The organism is Comamonas sp. SY3 (assembly GCF_041730275.1).
GTDB classification, from domain to species: domain Bacteria; phylum Pseudomonadota; class Gammaproteobacteria; order Burkholderiales; family Burkholderiaceae_C; genus Comamonas; species Comamonas sediminis.
Window position 1 is genome coordinate 473,089 of the sequence record NZ_JBGTYN010000001.1, and the last position, 21,219, is coordinate 494,307.

Consider the following 21,219-nt stretch of genomic DNA (forward strand, 5'->3'; position numbering starts at 1 on the left):
TGCAGGGCATTAGCCCTTGAACAGGCCCTGGTACTGGTCGCGCAACAGGTTCTTCTGCACCTTGCCCATGGTGTTGCGGGGCAGCTCGGCCACGACAAAGCAGCGCTTGGGAATCTTGAAGTTGGCCAGCTGCTTCTTGAGGGTCGCAATGATGGCTTCGGCGTCCAGTTGCTGGCCTGCCTTGGCTATGACCACCGCCACACCGACCTCGCCAAAATCGGGGTGGGGCACGCCAACCAGCGCGCTTTCGGCAACGCCCGGCAGCTCGTTGATGAAGCCTTCGATCTCGGCCGGGTAGACGTTGTAGCCGCCGGAGATGATCAAATCCTTGCTGCGGCCCACAATGGTCACATAGCCACGCGCATCGATCTTGCCGACATCGCCGGTCTTGAACCAGCCGTCAGCGGTGAACTCCTGGGCGGTCTTCTCGGGCATGCGCCAGTAACCGCTGAACACATTGGGGCCTTGTACCTGGATATGGCCGATCTCGTCGGCGCCCAGTGCCTGGCCATCATCGCCCTGCACCCGCACGCCCACACCCGGCAGCGCAAAGCCCACCGTGCCGCCCCGGCGCTCATCCTGGCCGCCATGGCGGGCATCGGCCTGGTAGGGGTTGGAGACCAGCATGATGGTCTCGCTCATGCCATAACGCTCCAGGATGGTGTGGCCGGTGCGGGTCTGCCATTCGCGGAAGGTCTCGATCAGCAACGGCGCCGACCCCGAGATGAACAGGCGCATATGCCGGGTGGCCTCCTTGGTCAGGCCGGGCTCGGCCAGCAGGCGAACATACAGGGTCGGCACGCCCATGAAGACCGTTGCCCGTGCCATCGCGGCAATCACCGCCTTGGGCTCGAACTTGGCAAACCAGATCATCTTGCTGCCGTTGAGCAGCGCCGCATGGATCGCGACAAACAGGCCGTGCACATGGAAAATCGGCAGCGCATGGATCAGCACATCGCCCTTCTTCCAGCCCCAGTAGTCCTTGAGCATCACCGCATTGCTCAGCAGGTTGCCGTGGCTCAGCATCGCGCCCTTGCTGCGGCCCGTGGTGCCGCTGGTGTAGAGGATGGCGGCCATGTCGCCGGCGGATTTCTGCGCGGGCGTGTGGGTATCGGCGCAGTGCACCGCGCGCTCCAGCAAGGTACCGCTGCGGTCATCACCCAAGGTGAACACGCTTTGCGTGCCGCACTGGAAGGCGATCTTGGACACCCAGCCAAAGTTGGCGGGCGAGCAGACCACGACTGCCGGTTCCGCATTGGTGATGAAGTACTCGATCTCGGCACTTTGGTAGGCGGTGTTCAGCGGCAGAAAGACATGGCCTGCGCGCAAGGTGGCCAGGTACAGCGCCATCGCCTCGACCGATTTTTCCACCTGCACCGCGACCCGGCTGCCGGAAGGAATGTTCAGCGAATCGAGCAGGTTGGCGATGCGCGCACTCATGCGATCGAGGTCACGCCAGCTGTAGTGCAGCGGCGCGCCGCTGGCCGAGGTGGTCTCCACCGCGATGGCATCGAGGTCGTCAGGAAAGGCTGCGCGCAGCGCGCAGAACAGGTTGTCGTTGGTCATGTTGGTCTACGTGGTTGGTGGTTTCCTTGGCGCCTGCAGCCGGGCCGCTGGCCCGCGCAGGCAGCGTCAAAACTGGGGACTTCTCTTGGCTACAAAGGCGGCAATGCCTTCGCGGTGCTCTGCAGAATCGGCATAGGCATAGGGCTGCTGCAGCACCCGCGCCTGGGCATCGCCGTCGGCCAGCGCACGCAGCAGTTGCTTGGTCATGCGGGCGGCCTGGGGGGCCAGGCCACAGATGCGGGAAACCGTGCGCGCCAGCTCGGCCTGCAGCTGGGCGGCCGGGAGGACCTGGCTCAAAAAGCCCGAGGCCTGCATCTGGTCGGCACCAAAGACCGCCGCCTCCAGCAGCATCTGCCGCGTCTTCGCAGGCCCCACCTGGCTCAGCACCAGCGCCGCCTCCCTGGGCGCCATCGGAAAGCCGAGCTTGGCAATCGGCGCGCCAAACTGGGCCGTGTCTGCCGCCAGGCGGCTGTCGCAGCAGCTGGCCAGCTCCACGCCCGCGCCCATGCAGGCCCCTTCAATGGCGGCGACCAGGGGCACATCGCATTGCAGCATGGCACGCAGTGCAGGCCATACCTCGCCTTCATGAAAGGCGGCCAGGCTCTCGGGGTGAAAGCGAAAGTCCGCGTATTCCGAGATATCGCCGCCAGCGCAAAAGGCCTCGCCCTCGCCCTGGAGCACGATGCAGCGCAGGCCTGGCCGGAGCTGCAATTCCTCGAACACGCGGCGCAGCTGCCGCCACATCGCCCGCGACATCGCATTGCGCTTGCCCGGATGGGCCAGCACCACGCGCACCGCCTGTGCGCCGGCTGCGTCCTCGCCCGCCGTCCACGATTCCACACGAACCTGCCCCGCCATCACATCGCTCCTGCTGTCATTCAATCTTCGCGCCCGAGACCTTGACCACCTCGGCCCAGCGCTTGACCTCATCGGCCACAAAGGCCGCAAACTGCGGCTGCGTCATGCTGCCATATTCCGCGCCGTTCTTGGCCCAGATGGCCTTGATCTCTTCCGAGGTGCCCATGCGCTTGACCTCTTCGAACATGCGCGCCTGCAGCTCGGGCGACGTGCCCTTGATGGCCCAGAGGCCGTACCAGGTGGTCACGTTGTAATCGGGCAAGCCCACCTCCGCGGCGCAGGGCACATCGGGCAACGAGGGGTTGCGCTGGCTGCCCGAGACCATCAGGCACTTGATGCGCCCGGCAGCAATATGCGCGGCGGACGAGCCCAGTCCATCGAACAGCATGTCCACATTGCCGGCAATCAGGTCCTGCAGCGCCGGGCCGGCGCCCTTGTAGGGCACATGCAGGATGTCGGTCTGGCTCTGGATCTTGAACAGCTCGCCGGCCAGGTGGTGGCTGGTGCCGGCGCCGGCCGAGGCAAAGCTCATCTTGCCGGGGTTGGCCTTGAGCTGGGCCAGCAGCTGCTGCATATTGGCCGCCGTCACCCGCTTGGGGTTGACGACCAGCACCTGCGGCACCGTGGCCAGCAAGGCCAGCGGCACCAGGTCCTTCTGGATGTCGTAGTCGAGCTTGGGATAGACCGAGGGCGCAATCACATGGTGGGTGCCGCCCATGAAGAAGTGGTAGCCATCGGCGGGCTGGCGCGCCGCAAAGCTGGCCCCCAGGGTGCCGCCGGCGCCGCCTTTGTTGTCGATCACCAGGGTCTTGCCCGACAACTTCGAGAATTGCGAGGACAGCGGCCGCGCGAAGGCATCGGTGCCGCCCCCTGCAGGAAATGGCACGACCCAGGTTACCGGCTTGACCGGCCAGTCGCGTGCCGCAGCTGCACTGGCCCAGCTCCAGGCGGGCAGCGCCGTGCCCGCCATGCCGGCAGCCAGGCCCAGCAAGGTTCGTCTTCTGGACGGGAAAGGTGTTTTGCTCTTGGTCATCTTGTCTCCTAACGTTTGTTTTTTAAGATCCACGCACACCCGCCTGCGCGCGCCGACAGCAACGCGCAGTCCCTGAATGGTCAGCAAAGCCTGCCCACCACCCAGGCTGCGGCCCTTATGGGGGGCCTGCAGTTCTCTCCAGGGCAGCGCGGCACCCGGGGGCGCCATGCTGGCCTGCCATCCATCAAAACAGGTTCAGACCTTGGCCAGCGCCTCGATGCCCGAAGACACCGGAATCTTGCCCTGTGCCAGCAGGTTGCGGTGCTTGTCCAGGCGCTTGAGGTCGTACAGGTAGTTCACCATCAGGCCGTAGGACTGCTTGATGCCCTTGGTCGAGGTGTCCCCCGCCCAGTTCAGGCGCTCGACCCGCGAGCCGTTGCCCAGGTGGAAGCGGGCGACCGGATCCACCGGCTTGTCCTTGACCAGGCTCTTGCCCAGGTAGCGGGCAGCGGCATGCATCAGCAGCTTGGCAGCCGGGTCGCCCGGTTGCCATTGACCGGGTTGCTCCAGCGCTGCGATCCAGTCGTCCGCCGTGGGGTCGGCCTTGTCCAGCGCCTTGCCCAGCTCGGCGCGCAGGCGCTTGTCGGCGCTCTCCCAGACATCGGCTGCGTTCTTGCCCAGCCAGCTGCGAAAGCCAGGGATCGGCGACAGCGTGGCAAACTGGCGCAGCTTCGGAAACTCCTGCAGCAGCTGCTCCACCACGGTCTTGATCAGCGAATCCCCAAAGCTCACGCCGCGCAAGCCGGTCTGGGTGTTGCTGATCGAGTAGAAGATGGCCGTACTGGCCTTGTTCACGTCGGCTGCGGCAGCGGCCTCGTCCAGCAGCGGCGCAATGCTGTCCGACATCTTGTCGACCAGCGCCACCTCGACAAAGATCAGCGGCTCATTGGGCAGGCGCGGGTGGAAGAAGCCGTAGCAGCGGCGGTCGCTGTCGAGGCGGTTTTTCAGGTCGGTCCAGCTGCGGATGTCATGCACCGCCTCGTACTTGATGAGTTTTTCCAGCAGGGATGCGGGCGAATCCCAGCTGAGGCTGCGCAGCTCCAGGAAGGCGATATCGAACCAGGTGGAGAACAGGTACTCCAGATCGGCATCGACCGCGACCAGCCATTCATGGCTTTTGATCTGCGGCAGCATCTGCGCACGCAGATCCAGCAAAAAGCGCATGCCCTGCGCCGGCACCGCAAAACGCTGGAACAGCCGCATGCGCGGCGTCTGCAAGGCCTTGCGCAACTGGCGCTCGGCAGCGGCCATGCTTGCAGTGCCGATGGCGTCTTCATAGCGCTGGCGGGCCTGGCCGATCTTGGCCACGTCGGGCACAAACTGCTCGCACAGCAGGCGCCAACAGTCCAGGCGCTGCTCGGGCTGGGCAGCGGCATACCACTGCATCACCGGCTCGGCCAGGCGCCCGCCTTCGGCATCGCTCACTTCACTGGCCGCCACCGCCTGCAGGTCGGCCAGCAGGCGGCGCAACTCGCGCGGCGACAGCGCTTCATTGCCGCGGCGCAGGGTCGCCTTCAGGCGCTCGGTCGTGTCACGCTCGCCATCGGCAGCGCTGCTGCTGCCCAGCTCGGTAGGAATGCCGACCGAGCGCAGCCAGGCCGCACTTTTTTGCAGCCAGCTGTTGGCAGCGCTGTCCACCCCGGCAGCGGGCGAAGTTTCAGTAGCGGTGGTCATAAAGCAATCCTCGACGGTGATAGTGGAGTGGTGCGCAGCAGCGCCTTGCGCTGCTGCAGCAAATGGTTGCGCATGGTCTGCTCGGCGGCATCGGCGTCGCCGGTCAGCATCACGGCGTAGATATCCAGGTGCTCCTGCAAGCTGGCCTGCAGGCGGCCCGGCGCGCGCAACTGGTGCAGCCGCGCCAGGCGCAGAATGCGACGCAGATCGGCAATCGCCTGGGCCAGCCAGCGGTTGTCGGCCAAGGTAATGAAGGCCTCGTGGATCTGGTGGTTCATGCGGTAGTAGGCGGCAATGTCGCCCGCCTCGGCGTAATCGACCAGCTGCTCGTGCATCACATCGAGCACCGCACGGTCGGCGCTGCTGAGTTTTTTGGTGGCCTCGTAGGCGGCACGCCCCTCCAGCAAGGCGATGACCGGAAAGATATCGTCCAGGTCACGCTCGGTCACGGTCTCGACGAAGCAGCCGCGCCGGGGCTCATGGCGCAGCAGGCCTTCGGAGACCAGCAACTTCAGGGCTTCACGCAACGGCGTGCGCGACACGCAGAGTTGGTCGCACAGCGCCTTTTCGTCCAGCAGTTCGCCCGCCGCCAACGTGCCGGCAAAGATCAGATCCCGTACCTGGATCGCCACCGTGTCGTGCAAAGGCTGTCCGGCAACTGCCATCCGCTTGCTCCTTTATTAAGGCCATCGTTCTGCACGGGCCAGCGGTCCCATCTGCAGTGCGTGCCTGTAATTATGAGAAATTACAGCGCATTTTGGCACCCGTGTTAATACCCGGTTCGTAGTCCGCAATCACTGTTACCGGTGCAAACGCTCACCTCAGGCATCTTGGGTAAAAAAAAGCAGGCACCGGTTCCACCGGGCCTGCCTGCTCCTGCGCTGAGGCCATGGGCCCGCAGCATGTGACGAGGTTCTCAGTCCTTGCCGTAGGGGTCAAAGTCAAAGTACTTGTCGGCAATCTTCTTGTAGCGGCCATCGGCGCGGATGGCGGCAATCGCATCATTGAGCGACTTCTTCAGCTCAGGCTGGCCCTTGCGCATCGCAATGCTGGCGCCTTCGCCAAAGATCTTCTTGTCCACCAGGGTGTCGCTGACAAATTCAAAGTTCTGGCCTTCGGGCTTCTTCAAAAAGCCATAGGCAATCTCGACGCTGTCAGCCACCGAGCCATCGAGACGGCCGGAGTTGATATCCAGGTACACCGGGTCACGGCCCGGGTAGGACACCACATCGACGCCGGCAGGCTTGAGGTAGGTCAGCGCCCATTTTTCCTGGATGCTGGCCTTGAGCACGCCGATTTTCTTGCCCTTCAGCGATTCGGGACCGGTGTATTTAAAGCCTTTGGGCATCACGATGCGCGCACCGGTGTGGTAGTACTTGTTCGTGAAGTCCACGACACGGGCGCGGTCCTCGTTCTTGGCCATCGAGCTGATGATGACGTCGTATTTCTTGGCCTGCAGACCGGGGATCATGCCGTCCCAGACCTGCTCGACGAAGACGCACTTGCGCTTGATCTCGGCGCACAGCGCATTGGCGATATCCACGTCGAACCCGGCAGGCTGGCCTGTAGGCAGCTTGTAGGTAAAGGGCTCATAGCTCAGGTCCACGGCCACTTTCAGATCGGGCAAGGCCTGCTGCGCGGACACCGCCGCACCGCCCAGCATGCACACACCGGCCACCAGGCCCAGCACCCATTTTCTTGTCATATCGTCCTATCTCCGCTCAGGCAAAAAACAAAGCCGCTGGGCCAGATAAACCCGGCACAGCGGCTGATCAGTATAGCCCTATAAAACCAGGGATATAAGCGGTTTACGGCGTGGCCAGCACCGGTTGGCTGCGGCCCCGGTTCCACAGGTAGATACCCAGCAGCACCATCGGCAGGCTGAGCCACTGGCCCATGCTGAGGTTCAGCGACAGCAGGCCCAGGAAGTCATCGGGCTCGCGGAAGTACTCGGCAATGAAGCGCAGCAGGCCGTATCCGATCAGGAAGACGCCGGCCACCTGGCCCTCACCACGCTGCTTGCGCGAGTAGAGCCACATGATGACAAAGAGCAGCACGCCTTCGAGCAGGAACTGGTAGATCTGCGAGGGGTGGCGCGGCAGCATCGAGCCGCTTTGCGGAAACACCATGCCCCAGGGCAGATCGGGGCTGGAGAAGCGGCCCCAGAGCTCGCCATTGATGAAGTTGCCCACGCGCCCCGATGCCAGGCCCAGCGGAATGCAGGGCGCGACGAAGTCGGCCACCTGCAGCCAGGGCCGGCCCTTCAACCTGGCAAACAGCACCATCGACAGGATCACGCCGACCAGACCACCATGGAAGCTCATGCCCCCTTGCCAGACCGCCAGTATCTCCAGCGGATGGCTGAGGTAGTACCCGGGTTTGTAGAACAGGCAGTAGCCCAGACGGCCACCGACGATGACCCCGAGCACGCCGTAGAACAGAATGTCCTCGACATCCTTGCGTTGCCAGCGGGTGGGCGTGGTAACCGAGGCAAAAGGCTGGTCCTTGAGGCGGCGAATGCCCAGGAACAGAAACAGGCCAAAGGCGACCAGATAGGTCAGTCCATACCAGTGCACGGCCAGCGGGCCGAGCTTGATGGCAATCGGGTCAAATTGGGGATACATCAGCATGGCAGGCATTGTGCCGCAGTTCGCAGCGGGCAGCGCCAACCGGGGTGGTGGCACAGGACTTACCCGCGCCCATGCGCATTCGATTACACAATCGATATCATCGCGTTCAACAAAAATTTACGTCAAATTAACCAAATAACCAAGACAAAACATTCAATATGACCAAAGCAAAAAGGAATTTGCGATCAATATGACAGCAATCGCCTTGGGTCACGCTATACTGCCAGCGGCGGCAGCAGTCCAGCCACCGCTAGAATCTTCCATCCAGCTTTCAATCCACGCTATGACTTCCACCAGTGTTCCATTGACCGGTAGTATTGTTGCCCTGATCACCCCCTTGCATGCCGATGGCAGCGTGGACTATGCAAGCCTGCGAAAACTGATCGACTGGCATATCGCCGAGGGCACCAACTGCATCGGCGTGGTGGGCACCACCGGCGAGTCGCCCACAGTCACCGTCGAAGAACACATGGAGATCATCCGTGTTGCCGTCGAACAGGCCAACAAGCGCGTGCCCATCATGGCTGGCTGTGGTGCCAACTCCACCCACGAGGCCATCACCCTGGCCAAGTACGCCAGGAGCGTGGGTGCCGACAGCCAGTTGCAGGTCGTGCCCTACTACAACAAGCCAACCCAGGAAGGCCAGTTCCAGCACTTCAAGGCGATTGCCGAAGCGGTGGGCGACCTGCCGATCTTCCTCTACAACGTGCCCGGCCGCAGCGTGGCCGACATGCAGCACGACACCGTCCTGCGTCTGGCCGAAGTGCCCGGCATCGTCGGCATCAAGGAAGCCACCGGCAACATCGAGCGCGCCCAGTGGCTGATCAAGGATGCACCGGCCGGCTTTGGCATCTACTCGGGCGATGATCCCACCGCAGTGGCGCTGATGCTGTGCGGCGGACACGGCAACGTCAGCGTCACCGCCAACATCGCGCCGCGCCTGATGAGCCAGCTATGCCAGGCAGCAATTGCCAAGGATGTTGGTCGGGCTATGGAAATTCAGAATAAACTGCTGCCGCTGCATAAAGCCCTCTTCTTGGAGGCCAACCCCATTCCGGTAAAGTGGGCGGCCAACAAGATGGGCCTGTGTGGCCCAACCCTGCGCCTGCCGATGACCGAGCTTTCCGCCGGTCTGCATGGCACGGTGGAAGCTGCCATGCGCGGAGCCTCCTTGCTCTAAAGCAATCATCCGCGCGTTGCCTCTGTTAAGGATTTGAACGTGAATTCCCTCGCAAAACTCAGCGTGCTGAGCCTGTCTGTCACTTTGGCCGCTTGCGGTACCGGCAATATTCTCGAAGGCGACAAGATCGACTACAAGAGCGCCTCCAAAGGACCAACGCTGGAAGTCCCTCCGGACCTCACCCAGCTGTCCAAGGACTCGCGCTATGTCGTGCCTGGCGGCACCGTTTCGGCTGCTGCCTACCAGGTGCAAAAGGATGCTGCGCCCAAGGGCACGGCCAACACGGCTGCCTCGCAGATTGGCGACGTGCAGATCGAGCGCGATGGCAACCAGCGCTGGCTGGTGATAGACCGCCCCGCAGACAAGATCTGGGAGCCGGTCAAGGATTTCTGGCAGGAAAATGGCTTTGCACTGACCATCGAGCGCCCCGATATCGGCATCATGGAAACCGACTGGGCCGAAAACCGCGCCAAGCTGCCACAGGATTTCATCCGCCGCTCCATTGGCAAGGTGTTCGACTCGATCTACTCGACCGGCGAGCAGGACAAGTTCCGCACCCGCATCGAGCGCCGCCCTGATGGCAAGACCGAAGTCTATGTCAGCCACCGCGGCATGGAGGAGGTCTACTCCAACAAGGAAAAGGACAGCACCATCTGGCAGCCCCGCAAGGCCGATCCCGAGCTGGAGACCGAATTCCTGCGCCGCATCATGGTCAAGCTGGGCGTGAGCGAAGAGCAGTCCAAGGCGATTGCGGCCGCACCGCTGGCCCCTGTCAGCACCTCCAAGATCGCCACCGCAGCCGACGGCTCGCCGCTGCTGCAGGTCAGCGATCCGTTTGACCGCACCTGGCGCCGCGTGGGCCTGGCGCTGGACCGCACCGGCTTCACCGTCGAGGACCGCGACCGCAGCCAAGGCGTGTACTTCGTGCGCTACATCGACCCGACCGATCTGAACAAGAAGCCCGACGGTTTCTTTGCGAAGATCTTCAACCGCAACCCGGATGCACCGGACCCGATCAAGTACCGCATCCAGGTCAAGAGCGAGGCCAATACCAGCAACGTCACCGTGCTCAACGAGAGCGGCAAGGCAGATACCTCGGCGAATGCACAGCGCATTCTCAAGGTACTGGCAGACGACATGAAGTGATGCCCTGCCCGGCCCGTTGGGCCGTGTACAGCCTCCCAAGCCACTGCGCATGCGCAGTGGCTTTTTTTATTGGCGCCGCCGGCCGCTGAAGGGCCTCAGCAGCAGGCCCCTCAGCCCCGCGCCCCCACAAAAAAAGCCCGTGCAAAGCACGGGCTCGTTCAGGCGGATCAGCAGCGCCGGCCCGGTGGTCACCAGGCCCGCGGCTCAGCGCTTACTTGCTCACCGATTCCTTGGCAGCGGTAGCAGCGTTGGAAGCAGCATCAGCAGCGGCCTTGGCAGCATCCGCAGCAGCAGCGCCCGCATCCTTGGCAGCGTCAGCCGCGTTGTGGGCAGCGTCCTTGGTCGCATCAGCAGCATTGCCGGCGGCTTCCTTGGTGGCATCTGCAGCCTTCGAAGCAGCAGCGCTGGCATCGGCAGCAGCATCCTTGGCAGCGTCAGCAGCAGCGTTGGCGGCGTCCTTGGCAGCTTCAACAGCGGGGGCAGGTGCCGGTGCTGGCGCTTCCACGGGCGCAGGTGCTGGTGCTGGCACAGCAGCTTCTTCCTTCTTGCCGCAAGCAGCCAGAGCAACAGCAGCCATCAACGATGCGATAACAAGGGATTTCTTCATTTCGGTATTCCTAACGACGGTGGATTCTTGTGGAACGGGCCGGAGCAAGCAAAGCGCTCCGGCCAAGGGTGCGTAGCACAAAGTAATAACGCCTCAGCGTCTGGAATGAATTATAGGGATTACCCGGGCCGCATGCCTATGCTAACAGCCCCTGCAACGTTGCCGGCCAGCAACGAAAGACACGGTTGTCAACAATGGCCTACAAACCCAGTACGGTCGCCGCAAAATCCGGCGTGCTGGCGGAGCGAATCCACTCCTGCAAACGCTCGCCCAGCGGCACGATGGCACTGCGCTCGGCGCTGGCCACACCCACACAGCGCGCCACATCCAGGCGCTGCACCGCCCACTGCGGCGACCACAGCGCACTGGGGACTTGCGCCACATCGCGGCTCAGCAGCCGCCGGCACTGCAGGCGGTGGTCCCAGGTCCTGCGCCATTGCACCCAGCGCGGGTGGCGCTGCACCAGCCGGTCAAAGCGGTGGGCCAGCACCGTCATCTGCCCGCCCTGCCGCGCCCACTGGTGCAGCAGCTCCACTGCATCGGCGCTGCCCCAGGCCCAGTCGGCAAAATCCGCATCGGCCACGATGATCTGGCGCCAGCCCTGCGCGGCCGCATTCTGCAGAAAGTACTGCAGCTGCGCATCAAAGGCTGCCCGGCCCTCAAAGCGGCCGCTCAGGCCTTCGGCGGGCTGCCACGCCGCAGGTGCAGGGCCGCCGCTGCCCATCACTGCGGCACCGCGTGGGCCCAGCCGTCCTCGCACCATTGCGACAGCAGCTGCAAGGCATCGTCACTGGCACCGCTGATATCGCGGCGGTCCAGGTGGCGGCCATCGGCCAGCTTCTTCATCAGGCTGAAGTCACGGCCAGCGGCGCGGTAGCTTTCGCCATTGATGAACACATGGTGCTCGTCGTACATCATGCGGGTCTTGCGGTCCAGGGCCACGGCTTCAAGCATCGCCGGCGAGTCCTCGGGCTCGAACCAGACGTTGGCCTTGGGCTCGGTCAGTGACTCGCCCAGCGCGCGGGCCAGCGCCAGCGGCTCGGCCAGGCGCTTTTCGATGGCCGCGCGGGCAAAGTCCAGCATTGCTGGCGGAATGGCGCCCGGTGCCTGCACCGCCGTCTGCTTGGGATCCTGGTAGATCGGCGAGGCGGCCTTGGCATTGACCTCGCCATCCATCTCGTCACCCTCGGACATGCGCATCAGCAGCTCGCCGGCCAGCTCCTGCTGCGCGGGGGAGCGAAAGCCGATCGAGTAGGTCATGCACTCGCCTTCGGCCACGCCGTCATGCGCGTAGCGCGGCGGCAGGTAAAGCATGTCGCCGGGCTCAAGCACATACTCCTCCTGGGCTTCGAACTCGGCCAGGATCTTGAGCGGTATGCCTTCCTTGAGCGCCAGATTCTTTTGCTTGCCGATGCGCCAGCGGCGCTTGCCATGGGCCTGCAGCAGGAACACGTCATAGCTGTCGAAATGCGGGCCCACGCCGCCGCCATCGCTGGCATAGCTCACCATCAGGTCGTCCAGGCGCGCGGCCGGCACAAAGGCAAAACGCTGCAGCAGCGCATGGGCGGCGTCGCTGTGCAAATCGAGGCCTTGCAGCAGCAAGGTCCACTCCGGCGTCTTGAGCGAGGGGATGGCGCGGCGGCTGAACGGGCCGTGCTTGACACTCCAGGCGCCCGCCTTGTGCTGGATCAGGCGCGACTCCACACCCTCCTCGCCGGCCAGCTCAAACAGCCGGGCGCGCGGCAGCGGCAACTGCAGGTCTTTCCAGTCGCTGACGGCACCGCGCACCAGCAGCGGCTTTTTCTGCCAGTAACGGCGCATGAACTGGGCCGGAGAGATGCCCCCCAGCAGAGGCAGTGCTTGTTCGATTTGCATGGCTTTCTCGGTGATCCTCTGGGCACCCGGGCCCAAACTGCGACAATTGTCCTATGGAAATCACTGATCAATGCGTGGTCGCACTGACCTGGACGCTGAAAGACACCTTGGGCGAAACCCTGGACGTGCTCGACGAGCCCGTGGAGTTCCTCGTCGGAGGCCAGGATTTGCTGGCCCGCGTGGAGCAGGCGCTGCAAGGCCATACCGTCGGTAGCCGCGTGCAGTTGCACCTGGAGCCCGAAGACGCCTTTGGCGATTACGACGAGGAAAAGGTCTTCCTCGAATCGCGCTCGCTGTTCCCGCCGGATCTGGAAGAAGGCATGACCATCGAAGGCCATGCGCTGCCCCAGGGCACCAACCCCGATGCCCCGCGCGACATGATCTACACCGTCACCGAGCTCTACCCCGAGCATGTGGTGCTGGACGGCAACCATCCGCTGGCCGGCATCGCCATTCGCCTGGACATCCAGGTGGCCGGCGTGCGCGAGGCGACCGAAGAAGAGATTGGCACAGGCACCTGCGGCACCGGCTTCTTCCGCGTGCAGCCCCAGGCCCCCGGCAACAACCTGCTGCACTGACGACGGCGCTGGCTCCGCCTGCGGCCAAGCCGCCAGCCAAGCACCCCAGAGCAAGGCCATCCCACCGAGATGGCCTTTTTCATGGCCTGTTTATTTCTGTCTTGACAGAAATAAATGAAACCCTAGAATCCACACCATGCAAATGACCGACATCCAACAACAATTTGTGCTGCACTGGGGCGAGATGGGATCGATGTGGGGCGTCAACCGCACGGTCTCGCAGATCCATGCGCTGCTGTTTGTGCTGGGCAAGCCGCTCAATGCCGAGCAGCTGAGCGAGACCTTGAACGTGGCGCGCTCCAATGTCAGCAACAGCTTGAAGGAGCTGCAATCCTGGCAGCTGGTGCGGGTCACGCATGTGCTGGGCGACCGGCGCGATTATTTCGAAACCAGTGTCGATGTCTGGGAGCTTTTTCGCACCATCGTGCGGGAGCGCAAGGAGCGGGAGTTCGACCCTACCACCCGCCTGCTGCAGTCCCTCGTCAACAGCCCCGACTTTGCCCGCGAGAGCGCCGATGGCCAGGACCGCATCATGGCAACCCTGGAGCTGATGCAAAAGCTGGGCGCCTGGAGCGACGAAATGCTGCGCCTCTCACCTGCGACGCTGGACAAGATTTTGACCCTGGGCGCCACCGTGCAGCGTTTTGTGCGCGGCAGCCCTGCGGCGCACGAGCCCGAAGCGCTGCACAAGTCCTGAGAACACAGCGGCTGTACTCTGAACGAGAACGGCCTTTTTTGGGCACCATTATTTCTGTTGTGACAGAAACATCGAAAGGAATGCATATGCTGAGCCGTGACACTGCCGATACCCGCTTCCCGCTGACCATTTACTACGACGCCAGCTGCCGCATGTGCAACGCCGAGATGCGCCACCTGATGCTGCGCAACCAGGCGGGCAAGCTGATCTTTATTGACGCCAGCACCGCCGACCTGAGCGAGGCCCCGGCCGACAAGGCCGCGCTGATGCAGGCCATCCACGGCGTGGGCGCCGACGGCAAGGTCTACACCGGCGTCGATTGCCTGACCCGCGCCTACCTGGGCGTGGGCTGGGCCTGGGTGCCCCGGCTGGCCGGGCTGCCGCTGGTGGCGGATGCACTCGACAAGCTCTACCCGCTGCTGGCCCGCAACCGCTACCGCCTGCCACTGGCCCCGATGGCCTGGGTGCTGGAGCAAGGCCTGCAATGCACGGTACGGCGCCAGGCGCGGCAGGCTGCAGCGCGCAGTGCGGCCTGCGCACGCGGCAGCGATGCCTGCGACATCGACCGCACGCGCTGAAAGCGCTGCAAGCACCCACGCCCTTGCCTACCAGGAGAGACCATGCACAACCCCAACGCTCCCCAACCCACCGTCTTGCTCTGCGGCGGCCAGGGCTTTATCGGCCAGGCGCTGGCGCGCCAGTTGCGCGCCCAGGGCATGCGCGTGATAGCGGCCAGCAGGCGCTCGCAGCCGCCACTGCAATTTGCCAGAATGCAGCAGCCCGCCGACTGGCTGCCCCATCTGCAAGGCGTGGACCTGGTCATCAATGCCGTGGGCAGCCTGCGCGACCAGCCGGGGCCCAATGGTGCCAGCCTGGAGGCTCTGCACCAGACCAGCCCGCAAGCACTGTTCGAGGCCTGCGCCCAGGCGGGTGTGCGGCGCGTGATGCAGCTCTCGGCCCTGGGGGTGGACGACAACGACACCGCCTATGCGCGCACCAAGCGCACAGCAGATGCCCGTTTGCTGGCATTGACTGCGCAAGGCCAGCTCGACGGCATCGTCGTGCGGCCCAGCATTGTCATTGGCGCACAGGGCGCCAGCACCCAGCTGTTCATGCGCCTGGCACTGCTGCCGGTGCTGGTGCTGCCGGCGGTGATGCAGCAGCGCCTGATGCAGCCGGTCGCGGTCGACGAGCTGGCCGAGGTGATGGTGCGGCTGCTGCAGTCCCCCACCACCGGCATCGTGCCGCTCGGCGGGCCGCGGCGCCTCAGCATGGCGCAGATGATTCTGAGCCTGCGCCAGCAGGCCGGCCGCAGCAGGGCCCTGCAGCTGCGCCTGCCCGGCTGGGCCACCCAGGCCAGTGCGCGGCTGGGCGATGCGGTGCCCAGCAGCCCCTGGTGCAGCGCCTCGTTGCAGCTGGCATCGCTGGACAACTGCTGCGATCCGGCGCCGATGGCGCAGTGGTTGGGCCGTGCGCCCACCGACCCTGGGCAGATGCTGGCGCTGATCCGCAACCCGGCAGCTCCCCCCTCACCCGAAAGCCGCGCATGAGCACCACGCCACGCGCACAGCCCACGCAGCAGCCTTTGCAGCTGCTGCGGCTGAGCCTGGTTGCCGTCTGGTTGTGGACGGGCATCGCCAGCCTGCTGCAGTGGCAGCGCGAAAGCACTGCGTTGCTGGTGGCGGGCGGCATTCAGACACCCGGCATCCACGCCTGGCTGATAGGCGGCGGTGCGGCGCTGGATCTGCTGCTGGGCCTGTGGCTGCTGTGCCGGCCCGGGCGCGCGGCCTATGGCACGTCGTTGGCCGCCATGCTGGTGATGACCCTGGCCGCCACCGCCTTGTTGCCTGGCCTGTGGCTGCACCCGCTGGGCCCCTTGTCCAAAAACCTGCCGATTGCTGCTGCCCTGTGGCTGCTGTGGCACAGCAGTACCCGCGACTGACGGAGTGGATGATGAACACCTATCTGCTGCTCAAAACCCTGCACATCCTGTCGAGCGTGCTGATGGTCGGCACCGGCTTTGGCTCGGCGTTCTATATGTTCTTTGCCAACCGCAGCGGCAATGTGGCGGCACAGGCGGTGGTCAGCCGCCTGGTGGTGCGGGCTGACTGGTGGTTCACAACGCCGGCGGTCATCATCCAGCCGCTGAGCGGCTGGGCGCTGATGACAATGGCGGGCTGGCCCTGGCATACGCCGTGGCTGCTGCTGTCGATGGCGCTGTATGTGCTGGCGGGGCTGTGCTGGTTGCCGGTGGTGGCCATGCAAATCCGCATGGCCCATATGGCCGCCCAGGCCGATGCCCAGGGCCAGCCGCTGCCCGACGCGTACCGGCGCCTTGCCAAGCGCTGGGAGGCACTGGGCTACCCGGCCTTTGTAGCGATGCTGGGCGTGTACTACCTGATGGTCAACAAGCCCTCACTCTGGAACTAGTGTTTTACAAACCCAACGCGCGCAGATCAACACGGCCGTTCAGCATCGGCGGGCACCAGTAGTAGGCGTTGGTAACGGGGTTGGACATCTGGAACAGGCCATCGGCAATGCCGTCTTCCTCGCCCGCCATGCGGCGCATCTGCGCTTCAAAGGCGTCAAAGCTGCGGCCAAAACCGGCAAAGATGGCGCCCACGGCGTCGCTGCCATCGGGCTGCACCTTCCACCAGGGCATATTGCGGCGCAGGATAAAGGCTTCGGGGCTGAAGCTCTCCTGCGCGGTGCGCTTGACGTGGGCCGACGCAGGCGCATCGTCCAGCTCTTCGTTGTCGCTCAGGCGGCGGCCAATCATGTGGTCCTTTTGCAGCGCGCTCATGCGGGCAAAGGCATCCATGTCATGCTGCCACTGCTGTACGGCAAAGTAGCTGCCGCCGTCCAGCCCCGCGCCCATGCCATCGGCAATGGCGGCATGCACGGCGTCGTCATCCTTGGGGTTTTCGGTGCCGTCTTCGTAGCCGGTCAGATCGCGCACCGCATCCTTGCCGTTCCAGCCGTGGCGGAAGCAGTCCACCACCTTCTCGCGGCTGAAGGCCGGCGCCAGCAGCGCTGCGGCCTCGCGCGACAGGCGCAGCACATCGCCCCGGTCATTGCCGCGCAGCCACAGGCACAGCGCATGGGGCGTCAGCGCCAGCGGCCCCTGTGGGCCGGTGATGGCCGGAAAATTGCGCAATCCCGGCACCTGCACGCCCAGCAGATCGGCCACCGGCTGGCCGATGCAGACGACCACCTGCTCGCCATCGGCCCATTGCTGCAAGCGCGCCAGCGCGGCGCGCACAGCCGGTGCATCGCCTGCGAGTTTCCACAGTTGGTAGCGGCTGGCGGCGGGTAGCGCCAGCAGGATTCCTGGTTGGTTCAAAGCGGTCATCGTGTTCGGGACGCGCAGCTGTGCCGCTGCGTCTTGGCTGTTGGATTGCAATCAGCTATTGTCGCGCAGCTGTCCTACAAACAAAGTCCTTGGCCATTCGCATTCCCCAATCATGGCCATAGGTGTTGCGCTTTCACTGCAGCTTGGCAGAATCTGTGCGATCAATGTCATTGCTGCCAGATTGCCGTGCGTGCACACTGGGCGCATGCCTCCATCCCGCCCCACCGCCGCCCACAGCGCCCAGCCCGGCCACCACGTCATCTGCATTGCCTACCCGCGTGCGATGAGCCTGGACATCACCGGGCCCATGCAGGTGTTTGCCACGGCCAACGATGTGCGCGAGCGCCAGGGCCTGCCCGCCTTCTACCAGCTGGTCTTTGCCGGGCTGGAAGCCGGGCCGGTGAACTTGTCCTGCGGACTGCAGATGGTGGCCACCCAGGGTTTGACCCAGCTGCGCCCGCCCCCCAACAGCACCGTGCTGGTGCCCGGCGGCGACGGCGTGGTCGAGGTGCAGCACCACAGCGGCCTGCGCCAGTGGCTGCAGCGCACGGCGCCCAAGGTGTTGCGCCTGGGCTCGGTCTGCTCGGGTGCGCTGATCCTGGCACGCGCCGGCCTGCTCGACGGCCTGTCTGCCACCACCCACTGGTGCCGCCTGGCCGAACTGGCGGGTATGGAGCGCCCCATCCAGGTCGATGGCGACCGGCTGCACACCTTTGATGCCAGCCATCCGCAGCAGCGCCATATCTTCACATCGGCCGGGGTAACCTCGGGCATCGACCTGGCGCTGAGTTTGATCGAGGCCGACCTGGGCCGCAGCATGGCGCTGGCCGTCGCCCGGCACCTGGTGATGTTTGTGCGCCGGCCCGGCGGCCAGGCGCAGTTCAGCCCGCTGCTGGCGGCAGAGACCACGCAGGCGCCACGCCTGGCCGGGCTGCTGGAATGGATTCCCGGCCACCTGGGCGAACGCCTCAGTGTGGAGCAACTCGCAGCGCAGGCCTGCCTGCCGCCGCGCACCCTGGCGCGCGTGTTCCAGCAGGAGCTGCGCACCACGCCGGGCCGCTATGTGGAGCGCGTGCGGCTGCAGGCCGCCACCACCTTGCTGAGCCAGCGCCAGGCCTCTGTCTCCACCGTGGCACGGCTGTGCGGCTTTGGCCACCCGGAAAACCTGCGCCGCAGCTTTCACAAGACCTTGTCTATCAGCCCGCAGGCCTTTGCCGAGCGCTTTGGCGCCGGATAGCGAAGGCCAGCCGCACAGAGGCTGACCCGCTCAACCAGATACCCCACGCGATCCGGACAGCCTGTGCTGCCCGGCGGCACCCACACGTCCCACCATTCCCTGATCCCCGCCCATGCTGCTCCAACACCACCCCCAACTGCTCACCCTCAGCATCGCGCAGGCGCTGTACTGGTCCTGCTCCATCATCGGCATCGCCCTCACCGGCCTGGTGGGCCGGCAACTGGCGCCCTGGCCGGTGCTCGCCACCGTGCCGCTGACCTTGCTGGTGGCAGGCAACCTGCTGTCGATTGGCCCCCTGGCCCGCTGGATGCAGCAGCATGGCCGCGCCCGGGGCCTGCAATGCGGCGCGCTGCTGGGGGTAGCCGCCGGCCTGCTGGCCGCATGGGCGGTGGTGCATGCGAGCTTTGGCTTGTTCTGCCTGGCGATGCTGCTGCTGGGCGGCTACCAGGCATCGGCCGGTTTTTACCGCTTTACCGCGCTGGATGGCATGCCGGCCGAGCACAGTGGCCGTGCCGCAGCCTGGGTGCTGGCCGGTGGCATCGCCGCGGCCCTGCTCGCGCCCAGCCTGGCCATCCATGCGGCCAGCGCCCTGACCATTCCGCTGGCAGGCGCCTACCTGGCGATTGCCGTGCTGGCCTTGCTGGCCTGCGCGCTGCTGCAATGCCTGCCAGCGCGCCTGCACCTGCCGATGCAGGCCAGGTCAGCCGCCACGCCGGTGGTATCGCGGCGCCAGCTTTGGCAGCGTCCCGCGCTGCGCCAGGCGATCATGCTGAGCGCCTGCGGCCATGGCTTGATGGTGCTGGTGATGAATGCCACCCCGCTGGCCATGCATGGTGCGGGCCACTCGCTGGCCAGCTCCACCCAGGTCATCCAGTGGCATGTGCTGGGCATGTTTGCGCCCTCGCTGTTTGCGGGCCGCGCGGTAGACCGTTTTGGCGCGCGGCGCCTGGCCTGGCTGGGTGCCGCCCTGCTGGCCGCCAGCGCGGCGGTGGCGCTGAGCGGCCCGCAGTTCCTGCCCTTCTTGATCAGCTCCTTGCTGCTGGGCGCCGGCTGGAACCTGATGATCCTGGCAGGCACCAGCCTGCTGAACCAGGCCAGCGCCCCGGAAGAACGCGCCCAGGCCCAGCCGATGATGGAATGGACCAACAACGGCAGCGCCGCGCTGATGTCGCTGAGCTGCGGCGTGCTGATCCAGACCCTGGGTTGGCAGGCGGTGAATGTCGCAATGCTGCTGACCCTGGCGCTGCTGGCCTGGCAAGGCGGCCGCGCGGCCTGGGCAGCGCGGGCACAGGCCTGAGCGCAGCACTTCTGCTGGCTCGGCGGACCCACAAAAAAGGCCCGCAGCGATGCGGGCCCTGGCATAGGCTAGCGGGCAGACGCTTACAGATTGCCCACCATGTGCTCGGGCACGACCCACTGGTCAAACTGCTCGGCGGTCACATGGCCGCTGGCTACAGCGGCATCGCGCAGGCTGCTGCCTTCCTTGTGCGCCTTCTTGGCGATATAGGCCGCCTTGTCGTAGCCGATATGGGTGTTCAGCGCGGTCACCAGCATCAGCGAGCGGCTCACCAGCTCGGTGATGCGCTCGCGGTTGGGCTCGATGCCCACGGCGCAGTGGTCGTTGAAGCTCACCATGCCATCGGCCAGCAGGCGCACGCTCTGCAGGAAGTTGTGCGCCACCATCGGGCGGAACACATTCAGCTCGAAGTTGCCGGAGGCGCCACCCACGTTGATCGCAGCATCATTGCCGAACACCTGGGCGCAAAGCATGGTCATCGCCTCGCACTGCGTGGGGTTGACCTTGCCCGGCATGATCGACGAGCCCGGCTCGTTCTCGGGGATGGATATCTCACCCAGGCCGCTGCGCGGGCCCGACGCCAGCCAGCGCACATCGTTGGCGATCTTCATCAGGCTGGCGGCCAGGGTCTTGAGGGCGCCATGGCCGAACACCAGCGCATCGCAGGAGCCCAGCGATTCGAACTTGTTGGGCGAGGTCACAAAGGGGTAGCCGGTCAGCTTGGCCAGCTCTTGCGCCACCCCTTCGGCATAGCCCTTGGGGGCATTCAGGCCCGTGCCCACGGCGGTGCCGCCCAGCGCCAGCTCATACAGATGGGGCAGTGCCGACTTGAGGTGCTTGGCGCCATGCTCCAGCTGGGCCACCCAGCCGGAGATCTCCTGGCCCAGGGTCAGCGGCGTGGCATCTTGCAGGTGGGTGCGGCCGATCTTGACGATGTCGTTGAACGCTTCGCTCTTGGCCTGCAAGGTGCGGCGCAGCTTTTCCAGCGCCGGCAGCAGCTTGCGCTCGATGGCGGTCACGGCAGCCACATGCATCGCGGTGGGGTAGACGTCGTTGCTGGACTGGCTTTTGTTCACATCGTCGTTGGGGTGTACCAGGCGCGACTCGCCGCGCTCGCCGCCCAGCAGCTCACTGGCGCGGTTGGCCAGCACTTCGTTGACGTTCATGTTCGTCTGCGTGCCCGAGCCGGTCTGCCAGACCACCAGCGGGAACTCATCGGGGTGCTGGCCGGCAATCACCTCGTCGGCGGCCGCATTGATGGCCTTGGCCTTCTTCTCGTCGAGCAGGCCCAGCGCGTGGTTGACGGTGGCACTGGCCTTTTTCACCTGCGCCAGCGCATGGATGATCTCGCCGGGCTGCTTCTCGCCGCTGATGTCGAAGTTCTGCAGCGAACGCTGCGTCTGGGCACCCCAGAGTTTGTCGGCGGGCACATCGATCAGGCCGAAGGTGTCTTTTTCCTGGCGGGTAGCTGTCATGTCTGGATCACTCC

General features: G+C 65.0%; 21 protein-coding genes and 1 pseudogene. 10 read left to right on the plus strand and 12 right to left on the minus strand.

The window, feature by feature from the left end:
• Positions 1–9: 9 nt before the first annotated feature.
• The 7 genes from ACCQ08_RS02100 to lgt all read right to left on the minus strand — a co-directional run bounded on the left by ACCQ08_RS02100 (position 10) and on the right by lgt (position 7,770).
• A complete protein-coding gene (locus ACCQ08_RS02100) occupies positions 10–1,566 on the minus strand; it encodes a malonyl-CoA synthase (protein ID WP_239811186.1) in 1,557 nt (518 codons plus the stop codon).
• Between the two features lie 66 nt (positions 1,567–1,632).
• A complete protein-coding gene (locus tag ACCQ08_RS02105; RefSeq protein ID WP_373448711.1) occupies positions 1,633–2,424 on the minus strand; it encodes an enoyl-CoA hydratase/isomerase family protein in 792 nt (263 codons plus the stop codon).
• Positions 2,425–2,440: 16 nt separating this feature from the next.
• Positions 2,441–3,457 carry a Bug family tripartite tricarboxylate transporter substrate binding protein gene (locus ACCQ08_RS02110; protein WP_373448712.1) on the minus strand — a complete coding sequence of 339 codons (1,017 nt, stop codon included), beginning with the start codon at positions 3,455–3,457 and terminating at the stop codon, positions 2,441–2,443.
• Positions 3,458–3,652: 195 nt separating this feature from the next.
• The gene (locus tag ACCQ08_RS02115) at positions 3,653–5,131 is read right to left on the minus strand and encodes a malonyl-CoA decarboxylase (protein ID WP_239811184.1); all 1,479 of its coding nucleotides are present in this window, start codon (positions 5,129–5,131) and stop codon (positions 3,653–3,655) included.
• On the minus strand, positions 5,128–5,796 hold the full coding sequence (locus tag ACCQ08_RS02120; protein ID WP_239811183.1) for a GntR family transcriptional regulator: 669 nt from the start codon (positions 5,794–5,796) through the stop codon (positions 5,128–5,130). Before ACCQ08_RS02120 ends, ACCQ08_RS02115 begins: the two co-directional genes overlap by 4 nt.
• 251 nt (positions 5,797–6,047) lie before the next feature.
• Complete coding sequence (locus tag ACCQ08_RS02125; protein WP_239811182.1) at positions 6,048–6,836, minus strand: transporter substrate-binding domain-containing protein; 789 nt, start codon at positions 6,834–6,836, stop codon at positions 6,048–6,050.
• Positions 6,837–6,939: 103 nt separating this feature from the next.
• Positions 6,940–7,770, minus strand: coding sequence for a prolipoprotein diacylglyceryl transferase (lgt, locus tag ACCQ08_RS02130; RefSeq protein WP_239811181.1), 831 nt, complete (start codon positions 7,768–7,770; stop codon positions 6,940–6,942).
• 274 nt (positions 7,771–8,044) lie between these two features.
• Between lgt and dapA the strand changes: the two genes are divergently transcribed.
• Together dapA and bamC are read left to right on the plus strand one after the other, a co-directional pair.
• Positions 8,045–8,941 (plus strand): 4-hydroxy-tetrahydrodipicolinate synthase, encoded by an 897-nt coding sequence (dapA, locus tag ACCQ08_RS02135; RefSeq protein ID WP_239811180.1) that lies wholly within the window; start codon positions 8,045–8,047, stop codon positions 8,939–8,941.
• Between the two features lie 39 nt (positions 8,942–8,980).
• On the plus strand, positions 8,981–10,087 hold the full coding sequence (gene bamC / locus ACCQ08_RS02140) for an outer membrane protein assembly factor BamC (protein WP_239811179.1): 1,107 nt from the start codon (positions 8,981–8,983) through the stop codon (positions 10,085–10,087).
• 343 nt (positions 10,088–10,430) lie between these two features.
• Here bamC and ACCQ08_RS02145 read toward each other — a convergent pair.
• From ACCQ08_RS02145 to ACCQ08_RS02155, 3 genes and pseudogenes are all read right to left on the minus strand, one after another.
• Positions 10,431–10,694, minus strand: a pseudogene (locus tag ACCQ08_RS02145) (hypothetical protein); the annotation flags it as partial.
• A gap of 199 nt (positions 10,695–10,893) precedes the next feature.
• Positions 10,894–11,457 (minus strand): hypothetical protein, encoded by a 564-nt coding sequence (locus tag ACCQ08_RS02150; RefSeq protein WP_373448713.1) that lies wholly within the window; start codon positions 11,455–11,457, stop codon positions 10,894–10,896.
• Positions 11,418–12,569 (minus strand): JmjC domain-containing protein, encoded by a 1,152-nt coding sequence (locus tag ACCQ08_RS02155; RefSeq protein WP_373448714.1) that lies wholly within the window; start codon positions 12,567–12,569, stop codon positions 11,418–11,420. The genes ACCQ08_RS02150 and ACCQ08_RS02155 overlap by 40 nt, the downstream gene beginning before the upstream one ends.
• Positions 12,570–12,622: 53 nt before the next feature.
• On the opposite strand from ACCQ08_RS02155, the gene ACCQ08_RS02160 reads away from it, so the two are divergent.
• The 6 genes from ACCQ08_RS02160 (at position 12,623) to ACCQ08_RS02185 (ending at position 16,274) form a co-directional block, all read left to right on the plus strand.
• Positions 12,623–13,147: an FKBP-type peptidyl-prolyl cis-trans isomerase gene (locus tag ACCQ08_RS02160; RefSeq protein ID WP_312410203.1), complete on the plus strand. Its 525-nt coding sequence runs from the start codon at positions 12,623–12,625 to the stop codon at positions 13,145–13,147.
• A gap of 136 nt (positions 13,148–13,283) precedes the next feature.
• A complete protein-coding gene (locus ACCQ08_RS02165; RefSeq protein WP_239811176.1) occupies positions 13,284–13,844 on the plus strand; it encodes a GbsR/MarR family transcriptional regulator in 561 nt (186 codons plus the stop codon).
• Positions 13,845–13,930: 86 nt separating this feature from the next.
• Complete coding sequence (locus ACCQ08_RS02170; protein ID WP_312410207.1) at positions 13,931–14,422, plus strand: DUF393 domain-containing protein; 492 nt, start codon at positions 13,931–13,933, stop codon at positions 14,420–14,422.
• A 42-nt stretch (positions 14,423–14,464) separates the two neighbouring features.
• On the plus strand, positions 14,465–15,394 hold the full coding sequence (locus ACCQ08_RS02175) for an NAD-dependent epimerase/dehydratase family protein (RefSeq protein WP_373448715.1): 930 nt from the start codon (positions 14,465–14,467) through the stop codon (positions 15,392–15,394).
• Positions 15,391–15,786 carry a DoxX-like family protein gene (locus ACCQ08_RS02180; RefSeq protein WP_373448716.1) on the plus strand — a complete coding sequence of 132 codons (396 nt, stop codon included), beginning with the start codon at positions 15,391–15,393 and terminating at the stop codon, positions 15,784–15,786. The genes ACCQ08_RS02175 and ACCQ08_RS02180 overlap by 4 nt, the downstream gene beginning before the upstream one ends.
• Before the next feature lie 11 nt (positions 15,787–15,797).
• Positions 15,798–16,274 carry a DUF2269 family protein gene (locus tag ACCQ08_RS02185; RefSeq protein WP_373448717.1) on the plus strand — a complete coding sequence of 159 codons (477 nt, stop codon included), beginning with the start codon at positions 15,798–15,800 and terminating at the stop codon, positions 16,272–16,274.
• A 4-nt stretch (positions 16,275–16,278) separates the two neighbouring features.
• Here the strand turns inward: ACCQ08_RS02185 and ACCQ08_RS02190 are convergent, their stop codons facing one another.
• Positions 16,279–17,196 (minus strand): Dyp-type peroxidase, encoded by a 918-nt coding sequence (locus ACCQ08_RS02190; protein ID WP_373448718.1) that lies wholly within the window; start codon positions 17,194–17,196, stop codon positions 16,279–16,281.
• Positions 17,197–17,401: 205 nt separating this feature from the next.
• Here ACCQ08_RS02190 and ACCQ08_RS02195 point away from each other — a divergent pair, with 205 nt between their 5' ends.
• Both ACCQ08_RS02195 and ACCQ08_RS02200 read left to right on the plus strand, forming a co-directional pair.
• The gene (locus ACCQ08_RS02195; RefSeq protein ID WP_373448719.1) at positions 17,402–18,433 is read left to right on the plus strand and encodes a GlxA family transcriptional regulator; all 1,032 of its coding nucleotides are present in this window, start codon (positions 17,402–17,404) and stop codon (positions 18,431–18,433) included.
• A gap of 112 nt (positions 18,434–18,545) precedes the next feature.
• A complete protein-coding gene (locus tag ACCQ08_RS02200; protein ID WP_373448720.1) occupies positions 18,546–19,730 on the plus strand; it encodes an MFS transporter in 1,185 nt (394 codons plus the stop codon).
• Between the two features lie 83 nt (positions 19,731–19,813).
• Here ACCQ08_RS02200 and fumC read toward each other — a convergent pair whose 3' ends face one another.
• Positions 19,814–21,205, minus strand: coding sequence for a class II fumarate hydratase (gene fumC, locus ACCQ08_RS02205; RefSeq protein WP_312410225.1), 1,392 nt, complete (start codon positions 21,203–21,205; stop codon positions 19,814–19,816).
• Between the last annotated feature and the right edge of the window lie 14 nt (positions 21,206–21,219).